At 47.8% G+C, this 694-nt stretch carries 2 tRNA genes and 2 rRNA genes; all 4 read right to left on the reverse strand.

The annotated features are described in order from the left end of the window. Positions 1-107 (reverse strand): 23S ribosomal RNA (locus NNN71_RS24845); the annotation flags it as partial. A 208-nt stretch (positions 108-315) separates the two neighbouring features. After that, positions 316-391 (reverse strand) — tRNA-Ala (locus tag NNN71_RS24850). Positions 392-430: 39 nt separating this feature from the next. Beyond that, positions 431-507 (reverse strand) — tRNA-Ile (locus tag NNN71_RS24855). 70 nt (positions 508-577) lie between these two features. Then, positions 578-694 (reverse strand): 16S ribosomal RNA (locus NNN71_RS24860); the annotation flags it as partial.

The following is a 694-nucleotide window of genomic DNA, read 5'->3' on the forward strand; positions in this document are numbered from 1 at the left end:
CGGTTATAACGGTTCATATCACCTTACCGACGCTTATCGCAGATTAGCACGTCCTTCATCGCCTCTGACTGCCAGGGCATCCACCGTGTACGCTTAGTCGCTTAACCTCACAACCCGAAGATGTTTCTTTCGATTCATCATCGACTTGCGAAAATTTGAGAGACTCGAACACACCATTTATCTGTTCTTATTACGGAGAACAGACACAGTGTGTCGTTTCAATTTTCAGCTTGATCCAGATTTTTAAAGAGCAAAACTTCGCAGTGAACCTTTTCAGGTACACTCTGAAGTTTTCTTGGTTTGTTGCAGTAAAGATGGTGGAGCTATGCGGGATCGAACCGCAGACCTCCTGCGTGCAAAGCAGGCGCTCTCCCAGCTGAGCTATAGCCCCATCGTATAGTGAATCTCCCTCAAATCCGCGGGACGAATTTGGTAGGCCTGAGTGGACTTGAACCACCGACCTCACCCTTATCAGGGGTGCGCTCTAACCACCTGAGCTACAAGCCTGCAGAGATTCTTTACTGCTATTTTTCATCAGACAATCTGTGTGAGCACTTCAAAGAACGCTTCTTTAAGGTAAGGAGGTGATCCAACCGCAGGTTCCCCTACGGTTACCTTGTTACGACTTCACCCCAGTCATGAATCACAAAGTGGTAAGCGCCCTCCCGAAGGTTAAGCTACCTACTTCTTTTGC

It is taken from the genome of Kluyvera sp. Awk 3, from assembly GCF_028069715.1.
GTDB lineage: Bacteria > Pseudomonadota > Gammaproteobacteria > Enterobacterales > Enterobacteriaceae > Kluyvera > Kluyvera georgiana_A.